General features: G+C 59.5%; 8 protein-coding genes and 1 pseudogene. 3 read left to right on the top strand and 6 right to left on the bottom strand.

Going from position 1 to position 9181, the window contains the following annotated elements:
• On the top strand, positions 1-411 hold a 411-nt coding region (locus tag MOV76_RS36905; protein ID WP_247266406.1), incomplete at its 5' end, for a hypothetical protein.
• A gap of 182 nt (positions 412-593) precedes the next feature.
• On the opposite strand, the gene MOV76_RS36900 is transcribed toward MOV76_RS36905, so the two are convergent.
• On the bottom strand, positions 594-1955 hold the full coding sequence (locus MOV76_RS36900; protein ID WP_247266405.1) for a caspase family protein: 1362 nt from the start codon (positions 1953-1955) through the stop codon (positions 594-596).
• A gap of 285 nt (positions 1956-2240) precedes the next feature.
• Between MOV76_RS36900 and MOV76_RS36895 the strand changes: the two genes are divergently transcribed.
• Positions 2241-3116 (top strand): D-alanyl-D-alanine carboxypeptidase family protein, encoded by an 876-nt coding sequence (locus tag MOV76_RS36895; RefSeq protein WP_247266404.1) that lies wholly within the window; start codon positions 2241-2243, stop codon positions 3114-3116.
• A gap of 146 nt (positions 3117-3262) precedes the next feature.
• On the opposite strand, the gene MOV76_RS36890 is transcribed toward MOV76_RS36895, so the two are convergent.
• The 5 genes from MOV76_RS36890 to MOV76_RS36870 form a co-directional block, all read right to left on the bottom strand.
• On the bottom strand, positions 3263-4516 hold the full coding sequence (locus MOV76_RS36890; RefSeq protein ID WP_247266403.1) for a sensor domain-containing diguanylate cyclase: 1254 nt from the start codon (positions 4514-4516) through the stop codon (positions 3263-3265).
• Between the two features lie 147 nt (positions 4517-4663).
• Positions 4664-5275 (bottom strand): ABC-type transport auxiliary lipoprotein family protein, encoded by a 612-nt coding sequence (locus MOV76_RS36885; protein ID WP_247266402.1) that lies wholly within the window; start codon positions 5273-5275, stop codon positions 4664-4666.
• A 24-nt stretch (positions 5276-5299) separates the two neighbouring features.
• The gene (locus MOV76_RS36880; protein ID WP_247266401.1) at positions 5300-6670 is read right to left on the bottom strand and encodes an MlaD family protein; all 1371 of its coding nucleotides are present in this window, start codon (positions 6668-6670) and stop codon (positions 5300-5302) included.
• Positions 6671-6679: 9 nt separating this feature from the next.
• Positions 6680-7525, bottom strand: coding sequence for an ABC transporter ATP-binding protein (locus MOV76_RS36875; protein ID WP_003559847.1), 846 nt, complete (start codon positions 7523-7525; stop codon positions 6680-6682).
• 1 nt (position 7526) lies between these two features.
• Positions 7527-8696 (bottom strand): ABC transporter permease, encoded by a 1170-nt coding sequence (locus tag MOV76_RS36870; protein ID WP_018242240.1) that lies wholly within the window; start codon positions 8694-8696, stop codon positions 7527-7529.
• A gap of 100 nt (positions 8697-8796) precedes the next feature.
• Here MOV76_RS36870 and MOV76_RS36865 point away from each other — a divergent pair.
• Positions 8797-9181, top strand: a pseudogene (locus MOV76_RS36865) (dipeptide epimerase); the annotation flags it as partial.

Here is a 9181-nt window from a genome sequence, read left to right as displayed (position 1 = left end):
GCTCCGGCCCGCCCAGCGGAAACTGCCGCACCGGTCGCGCGCAGCAACGACAGCCGCAATCCACGTCACGTCGTCGAATCGCTGAACTCGCTCTCGGTCGATATCGCCCGCGCCATCGACCATGACGCCTCGGTCGATCTCTGGCGCCGTTACCAGCGCGGCGAGCGCGACGTCTTCACCCGCCGCCTCTACACGCTGAAGGGCCAACAGACCTTCGACGAGATCAAGCGCAAATACGACCGCGAACCGGAGTTCCGCACCGCCGTCGACCGCTACATTGGTGATTTCGAAAAGCTGCTCGCCGACGTCGCCCGCACCGACCCGAACCGGACGGTGACGCAGTCCTACCTCACCTCGGATACGGGCAAGGTCTACACCATGCTCGCCCACGCCGCAGGCAGGCTCGGCTGAGCCTGACTGACTGATACCCTCGGGCGAAAACCGCCCGAGCGAACGGAGGCCAATTCGATCGTCGAATGGGAGAAAGCCGCTTGAACTGACGTCAGGCGGCTTTCGTTGGTGACCATGGGCCGCGGTCTGAACCTGAAAACTAGGGCGGCAGTTCGTAGACCGCATTTGATGCTGCCATCTTTCTATTGAGCATTGCCGCCATCAGTCCGGGCCAGATCATCTGACGCCCAAGCCTGAATTGCCTGATTGAACACACGCTCACCATCCTCGCCCTTTTCAAGCGTCAGCAGCGCTCGTGTGCCGTTCTGATAAAAGATCGGCAAATCAATCCATCGGCGTTTACCAAGCAATTCGATGTTTTTGGCGCGAGCATCAGGCAAATCATTGAGCGCCAGCATATAGAGAGTGTCAGTGACCTTGCCGGCCACGGCTATCAACATGTCACCGCGAGCGCCTTCCGTGGTCTTCATCGACATGCTCGTCCAACTATTAATTCCTCCTCCTTCAAATCCTGCCGCGATCTGAAACGATAGTTCGAAGAGATGGCTCGCAGCGATCGATGGATCCGTATTTCTTTCCAGCGTCAGTACAGCCGTCAGGTTACGCTGCGGAATTTCCATGTGGCCCCGCACGACTGGATCGGAGTGGCCCTTGGCGTCAGTCCGCATATCGATTGACCAAGTCACCGAGCCAGCCAATGCCGTCGGCTCCGGCATCCCAACTCTCTCCTCATAGAGAACCATTTGAGCTTTGGTAGCCGGCAAATTGGTGGCGGAGGATGGGCTGAGATAGGCAGGTTCCTCGGGCAAGCTGGAATATTCGAACGGTGTCTGCTGGCCATCGGTTTTATTTCGGACATAGGCAGAGACGCGTCTGAAAAGAAAATTCACCTCAAGCCCGGGCATCTCTAGGAACTTCAGCAGGCCCTCGGTATAGGGGCTGTGATCGGAATCGACGCCATTTGCAGTGGCGCCCGCCTCCGCCGAATAGCTGACGAGCAAATTCGGCGTTGGTTCGATCCCCGCAAGCCCTCGTCCGATGAAACGGCTGGCTCCGTTTGGCTTCATTTTCAGCACAAAGGGATTCTTGCGGTATACGTCGAGAAGGACGATGCGAAGACCTTTGACGCTGCGAACAGCATCCAGAACGTTGTCCAACGTCACGGTTTCAGAGGTCGCCTGCGCATCTGTGCTTAAAGTGGCATCTGTCGGAATGAGATAGTTGGAGCCGTTAAGCTCCATTCCGTGTCCGGCGTAGAATACCACGGCGATATCTGCCCCGGCCGCAACATCGGAAAACGTCGACAGAGCGGAATCGAATTCAACCTTTGTCGCATCATGGACGACCGTCACCTCGAAACCCATTCGCCGAAGCGCTGCACCGATAGCAGTCGCATCATTTCCGGGGTTCCGAATCTTTTCGACCTGGCTATAGGCCGAGTTGCCAATCACCAGCGCAACGCGTCCAGATGACGCAAGGCTGGAAAGAGCAGAGAAGATGAGCACACATATGCCAACGACCAAAACCATTGCCGAGCGCATCATAGAAATCCCACCTCACGCAGCGTAATGCTGTCTTCCAGCGCCTTAGATCGAAATGAGCGTGCCCGCAAGGATTGTGCGAGATCCGACGCTTCATTCCTCGCTGAAGGCCGAAAGACGCTCGACGTCGGCAAGGCCAAAGCCTGAATGGTGAGACAAAAGGAATCAGCTGTGGATGACCCTTTTTTATTGCCCCCTGTCCTTCATTCCGTCACAAACTTTTCTGATCCGCTCACATTAAAGCGAATGGCTCACTCCACCATCCAAACGACAGAGACAGCAACATTGATGACCAAGACGACATCCCGGCTCCTTGCCACCGCGCTCTCTTCCGTTTTCCTGATGGGCGCTTTCACTCTGGCTCAGGCAGGCCAGGCAAGCTTCGTCGTTGATGCGCAGTCCGGTCAGGTCCTCGAAGGCTCCAATCAGGACGATCTGAACTATCCGGCGTCGCTGACCAAAATGATGACGCTCTATCTCGCCTTCGAGGCCCTGCATGACGGACGCCTCAGCTGGGATCAGAAGCTCACCATGTCGGAAAATGCCGAGAGCAAGGAGCCCTTCAAGCTCGCCGTCGGCGCCGGCCGCAAGGTGACGTTGCGCGAAGCGGTCGAAGGGATTGTCGTGCTGTCCGCCAACGATGCGGCCGTGGCGATCGCCGAGCAGCTTGGCGGCTCCGAACCGGCTTTCGCCAAGGCCATGACCGACAAGGCACGTCAGCTCGGCATGAAGGATACGGTCTTCAAGAATCCGTCGGGCCTTCCCGATCCTGAGCAGGTCACCACGGCGCGTGATATGGCGACACTCGGCGTTTCGCTGATGCGCGACTTTCCCGAGGAGTTCAAGCTCTTCTCCATGCGCGGCTTCCAGTTCCGCGGCATGAAGCTGCGCGGCCATAACAACCTCATGTATCGCTATGACGGCGTCGACGGCATCAAGACCGGCTACACCGACGCATCGGGCTACAATGTCGTGACGTCGGCGCTGAAGGATGGCCGCCGCGTGGTCGGCGTCGTCATGGGCGAAAAGACCGCGAGCATACGCGACGACAAGATGGCAAGCCTGCTGGACAGCACTCTCTCGCCGTCATCGACCGCCACAGCTTCCACGACGCCAGGCAGCCAGCCGGGCGCGACGATGACGGATTCGCAGCCGACCAAATAGGCCCGATGAGTAGAGACCTGCCGGCAGGTTTTTGCTAGCGCATCGGCCCGAAAATCGGAATCGATTTTTCGGAAAGCTCGATGCGAGGATTGAAAGAGTTAGAGCGTCCTTAATGCGTCCGAAAGGACGCACGGCGCTCTAACGGGTTATCTGAAAGCCACTTCCAGATGCTGCCGGTCTTGCGCGATCACCCTGCAATTCGTTTCGAATCCTTCGCCTTTGATGGCCAGAATGAATTCCGAAGGAATGCCTGATGTATTGGAGACCGAAATGCCGGCGCTCTCCGATCCAATGGATTTGACTGTGCAGTCGATGGTCGAGCGTCGATCGTTGAACAGGATCGAACCCGCCTTCAGCACCCGCCGTCGAGCGCCAATGGCGTGATCGGCGTGGATGGAACTCCACGACACGCAACGATTCCGTCCGCCATGCTTGGCCTGATACATCGCCGCATCCGCCTGAGCCAGCAGGGTTTCGATCTCTTTGCTTACGATCGAGAGTGCCGAAGTTCCGAAGCTGGCTGTAACGGTCAGAGCGCCATGATCGCCGCGAATGATCTCAGAGGCGATGGCGGCTCTGAGTTTCTCGGCGACGGCGACGGCACCTTCCCGATCGACATGCGGCAGGATGACGGCAAATTCCTCGCCGCCAAGACGGCCGAACAGATCACCGGCTCGAAGGGTCGCCTTGCAGGTCGATGCCACCACCTTGAGAACCTCGTCTCCGGCGGCATGTCCATGCGTATCGTTCACCTTCTTGAAATGGTCGATATCGAAGACGATACATGAGAGGTCGTGCTTGTGCCGCAGAGCGAGCGAAATGAGCTGATCAGCCTCCTGCTTGAAGGCCCGCCGCGTCATCGCCTCTGTGAGGCTGTCAATCGCGGCCGACTGCATGAGCTCGATGCGGTCCATCGCAGCCCCCGCCAGTTCCTCGAGAATGCCGAGATCTCTGTTGCCGAACGATCGTGGCCTGCGGTCGATCGCGCATACCGTTCCGATCATGTGCCCGACTTTTGTTCTCAACGGCACACCGGCGTAAAAACGAATATTGTCCTCGCCCGTCACCGAAGGATGCTGTGAAAACCGCGAGTCCTTGGTAGCGTCCTGCACGACGACAGGCCTTTCACAGTCCACGACGTAGCGGCAGAACGTGTCTTCGCGCGACACTTCGTCGGCCGAAAGACCGGAGCAAGCCTTGTACCATTGCCGATGCGCGTCGATCAGCGACACGATGCCGATGTCGATGGAAAAGATCTCCTTTATCAGGCGTACGATCCGCTCGAAGCCCTCGTCCCTCGGAGTGTCGAGGATATCGAGCTGCTGCAGCACAGCCAGGCGATCGTTTTCGCGTTGGATCGCCTCCGATGACGATTTTCCGAATACTCGCGCAACCACCATGCAGCATTCCTTCTGAAAGGGACTGTATGATGCGTTCCATAAATTCATGAAGAAATTGAATACGATGACGACCCCTATGCCATGGGATCAAATATTTTTCACAATCGACAACCCCCGATATTCACGGGGCGACCTCGAAATTCCAGTTCAGATTGAGCGCAGGGTCCAACTGACGATCTCGGAGGTAACCGTGGAGAAGGCGCGGTCGAGGCCTTTGACGAAGCCGTCATTGTCGCCGCCGGCCGGCGCCATGGCGCGGAACACCTTCTGGGCGCGCACCGAGCCGTTGCGATCATTGAGGATCTTGGCGGAGATCTCGACCACCGCCTGGTTGCCGCTCGAAGCATCGATCTCGAAGGAGCGGATATCGGTGACGATCTGGTAGTCGATCGCCAGCCCCTGCCCCGGCATGCCGACGCCGCCGAGCTTGCCCGAGTTCTCGAAGGCTTCCACCAGCTTCGACTGCACTATGCGCGGCAGCTTGTCGCCCCACTGCGCCTTTGAGAGATACTGGATTTCCGAAGGCGAAACACGGATGACGATCTGCTCACTGTCGAGCGACCTTAGCGCTGTGGGACTGGCGATCAGGATCTGGCGGGATTTGGCCGCGGGTCCGCTGCCATCGACGGCGGCGGGCAGGTCGTAGGTGTCGTTCTTGGCCGCGGTGCCGCACCCCGAAAGAATCAGCGCCGTCAGCGGCAGCGCGATCACCGTTCCCCTGATCCGAGAACGGCGCGACAACAGATGCGATGCGACCATATTAGGCTACCCTTGATTTCCCAGTTAACGCCGCGTCCGGCCGTCATATTGCTTCACCGTGTCCCCGCCGAAGATCAGGCGCTGCGGATTGCGGTCGAAGTTGGTGATCGTATCGTTCAGATTGCTCACGGTTCCGCGCATGTCGTTGACGAGAGTCTGCACGTCGCGCAAGCCGCCGCTCGAGAATTTCTGCAGATTGTCGGCAATCGGCCCAATGCGCGAATTCAGGTTGTCGGCGACCTTCTTGAAGGATTCCAGCGTATCGCGCGCTTCAGTGAACAGCGATTGCGTATTGTCGGTGCCGAGCAGCGCATCGACCTTGATGAGAATGCCGTCGATGCGGGTCGAGGCCGAATTCAGCTTGTTGGAAAGCTGCGACACGTCCTGGATCGTCTGGTCGATATCTTTCTGGCGCGCCGAAACCGTGTTGGCGACATCGCGGATCGAGGCGACGGCAGCGCGCGCATCCTTGGTCGCCTGCGAGATATCGTCGACGGAGCCCTTCACCTTCGCCGGATCGATCTGGGCAACGAGCGTATCGACGCGGTCGAGTGTCGCCTGCGCCTGCTTGCCGAAATCATTGAAGGTGGTGGCCGTCTGGTCGAACTTCTGGATCGCGCCCTTAAGGTCGCCCGAGGCATCGGCGACATTGGCGGTAATCTTCTCGGCATTGGAAACGATGTTGTCGATCTTCTGCGCATCGACCGCCTTGACCAGCGATTCGACGGCTTGAAGCGTCGAATCAACACGACCGGAAACCGCCTTCACCGTCTCCGAGAGCTGGCCGACGCTCTGCAGGAAGGAGTCGATATTGTCGGAATTCTTGGCCAGTGCATCCGAGAACGTTTCGGCATTCTTGAACGTCTCGGTCAGCGGCCCGCGCGAATCCTCGATGAAACCTTGAAGTTCACCGACGGCGTCGTTGGCGCGATCGAGGATCTTGTCGGCCGTCGCCAGAAGATTGGTGACGCTCGACTGGTCGGCAACGATGACAGCGCGTTTGCCGTTGTCGATCGCATGCTGGAGGATGCTTTCCTCGCCCTTGCGGCCGCCTGACAGTTCGATATAGGCAGCCCCGGTCAAACCCTGGATTTCCAGGGCGGCCTTGGTGGAGGGGTAGATCGGCGCATCGGTGCGTACCTGGGTGAAGGCCAGCGAATATTGCGGATCGTCGGCATCGATCGACAGCGTTTGCACCGAGCCGATCTGGATGCCGTTGAAGCGCACCGGCGAGCCGACGCTGAGGCCGTTGGCCGAGCCCGGAATACGAACGATCAGTTCCGTCATCGGGCCGCCGCGGCCATATTCGGCCATCCAGTAGACGAAGCCGAAGGCGGCTGCGATCACCAGCACCGTGAAAAAACCGACAATCGTGTAATTGGCTTTGGTTTCCATCTTATCCGGTCACTTTCCGCTGCTGTCGTGCCGCGCGGCAGCAGCGTTCTGCGGCACGATCGACCGCGCGCGTTTGCCCTTGAAATAGGCCTGCACCCACGGATCGTCATAGGCCAGCATGTCGTCGATCGTGCCTTCCACCATTACTCGCTTCTTTCCAAGCACGGCAATACGGTCGCAGACCGAAAACAGGCTGTCGAGGTCGTGCGTGACCATATACACGGTCAATCCCAGACTATCGCGCAGGTTGGCGATCAGTTCGTCGAATTCGGCCGCGCCGATCGGGTCGAGGCCGGAGGTCGGCTCGTCCAGGAAGACGAGTTCCGGATCGAGTGACAGCGCGCGCGCAAGGGCTGCGCGCTTGATCATGCCGCCGGACAGTTCGGATGGATATTTGTCGGCGGCATCGGCCGCAAGCCCGACCATACGGATCTTCAGATGTGCCAGCTCGTCCATCAGCGAGGTCGGCAGGTCGAGATATTCGCGCATCGGAACCTGGATGTTTTCCTTGACCGTCAGCGACGAGAACAGCGCCCCCTGCTGGAACAGCACGCCGAGCCGCATGTCGAGCGCGTTGCGCTGCGGCTCGTCGAGTTCGTCGAAATCCTGGCCAAGGATCTTGATCGTGCCGGAGCGGCGCGGCAGCAGCCGGAGCACGGTGCGCATCAGCACCGATTTGCCTGTGCCGGACGCGCCGACGAAGCCCAGGATCTCGCCGCGGTAGATATTGAGGTTCAGATTGTCGAGCACGACCTTGGAGCCGAAGCCGACGGTGACGTCGCGCGCCGACAGCACGATGTCCCTTTCGTCCTTGTCTTCCGTATCGATCGGTTTCTCGTCCACGCGGTCCGCCATCCTAGAAATCGATCGCTGCATAGAACATCGCAAAAAGCCCGTCCATCAGGATGACGACGAAAATCGCCTTCACCACCGCGGCCGTCACATGCTGGCCGAGCGATTCCGCGCTGCCACCAACCTTCAACCCCTCGACGGCGGCGACGATGCCGATGACCAGCGCCATGAACGGCGCCTTGATCATGCCTGAAAGCACCGTCGACAGGGTCACCGCCTCATGCAGGCGCGACAGGAAATTGGCGAAGGTGATGCCGGAATAGCCCCAGGCGACGGCGGCAGCACCCCCGAGCGAGGCGAAATTTGCGAGCACCGTCAAGAGCGGCAGCGCGATGGTCAGCGCCACCAGCCGCGGGAAGATCAGCACGCCGATCGGGTTCAGCCCCATCACCTTCAGCGCGTCGATCTCCTCGCGCATCTTCATCGAGCCAATTTCGGCGGTGATGGCGCTGCCCGAACGGCCGGCGATCATGATCGACGTCAGAAGCACGCCGATTTCGCGCAATTGCAGGATGCCGACGAGATCGACGACGAAAACCTCCGCGCCGAAATAGCGCAGCTGGAAGGCGCCCTGCTGGGCGATGATCGCCCCGATCAGGAAAGACATCAGCAAGATGATCGGAACGGCGCGAACGCCCATATGGTCGATCTGGTTGACGATGGAGGCTGGCGAAACGCCGCTGCCGCGGCCGAACTTCATCTGCGCGCCGCGCACCGCCGAGCCGAGGATATACATGGAGGCGGCGAAATTGTCCCAGAGGTCGTAGGTCATCTTGCCGATCGGCGCGAAGATGCGCGCGGCAAGCGATACTTTTTCCGTCTGCTCCGGCTCGGGCTTGGCCGGCTCCTCGGAAAACATCTCCAGCATTTCGTCGATATGCGGGTTGGTGCCTTCGAAGCGAACCGTACGCCCGCCAGCCTCTTCTTGTTTCTTCAGCCGGCACAGCAGCCAGATGCCGGCTGTGTCGATCTCCGCAATGTCCGAGAGGTCTACCGTCAGGTCGCCGGTCTTCTTCTGCAGGAGCTTTTCGAAATCGCGCAGCACCAGATGGATGTAGGCGCTGCGCCAATTTCCCTGAAGACGCACACGCTGTCCCGAGCCATCAGCCTGGTCGTCCACTTGCAGTGAGGCGGCGTTGCGATTCTCGGCGTTCAAGATACTTGTGTCTTTCAAGGCTTACAGCGACATTGCGCGAATCGCGAAGCAGATCGTTCGCCCGGCGCGTCAATATACAGAAGCACCGTGCAATTTCCATGCTTGCAGGAGAGCAATAATGCCGCGCACCCTCGATATCCAGATGAATTCCTTTCCGATTGCCGGGACCTTCACCATCTCGCGCGGGGCAAAGACCGAAGCCGAGGTCATCACCTGCACGCTTGTCGAAGAGGGAGCGCAGGGGCTCGGCGAATGCGTGCCCTACGGCCGCTACGGCGAGACGATGGAGAGCGTTTTCGCTCAAATCGAGGCGGCTCGACCGCTGATCGAGGCCGGCATCTCGCGCAGCGACCTGCTGTCTGCCATGCCGCCGGGTGCGGCCCGCAATGCCGTCGATTGCGCCCTCTGGGACCTCGAGGCGAAGCAGACAGGAAACAGCGTCGCCGCCCGCCTCGGCCTGTCCGCTCCGCAGCCGCTCACCACCGCATACACCATCTCGCTCG

Origin of the sequence: Rhizobium sp. PRIMUS64 (genome assembly GCF_023006465.1) — a bacterium.
Classification (GTDB): Bacteria; Pseudomonadota; Alphaproteobacteria; order Rhizobiales; family Rhizobiaceae; genus Rhizobium; species Rhizobium leguminosarum.
This window is presented reverse-complemented; position numbering and strand designations above follow the sequence as displayed.

What these genes read in the sequence shown, in the direction of transcription:
- MOV76_RS36900 (WP_247266405.1), bottom strand. Translation starts at nt 1,955, where the DNA reads ATGATGCGCTCGGCAATGGTTTTGGTCGTTGGCATATGTGTGCTCATC.
- MOV76_RS36895 (WP_247266404.1), top strand. Translation starts at nt 2,241, where the DNA reads ATGACCAAGACGACATCCCGGCTCCTTGCCACCGCGCTCTCTTCCGTT.
- MOV76_RS36890 (WP_247266403.1), bottom strand. Translation starts at nt 4,516, where the DNA reads ATGGTGGTTGCGCGAGTATTCGGAAAATCGTCATCGGAGGCGATCCAA.
- MOV76_RS36885 (WP_247266402.1), bottom strand. Translation starts at nt 5,275, where the DNA reads ATGGTCGCATCGCATCTGTTGTCGCGCCGTTCTCGGATCAGGGGAACG.
- MOV76_RS36880 (WP_247266401.1), bottom strand. Translation starts at nt 6,670, where the DNA reads ATGGAAACCAAAGCCAATTACACGATTGTCGGTTTTTTCACGGTGCTG.
- MOV76_RS36875 (WP_003559847.1), bottom strand. Translation starts at nt 7,525, where the DNA reads ATGGCGGACCGCGTGGACGAGAAACCGATCGATACGGAAGACAAGGAC.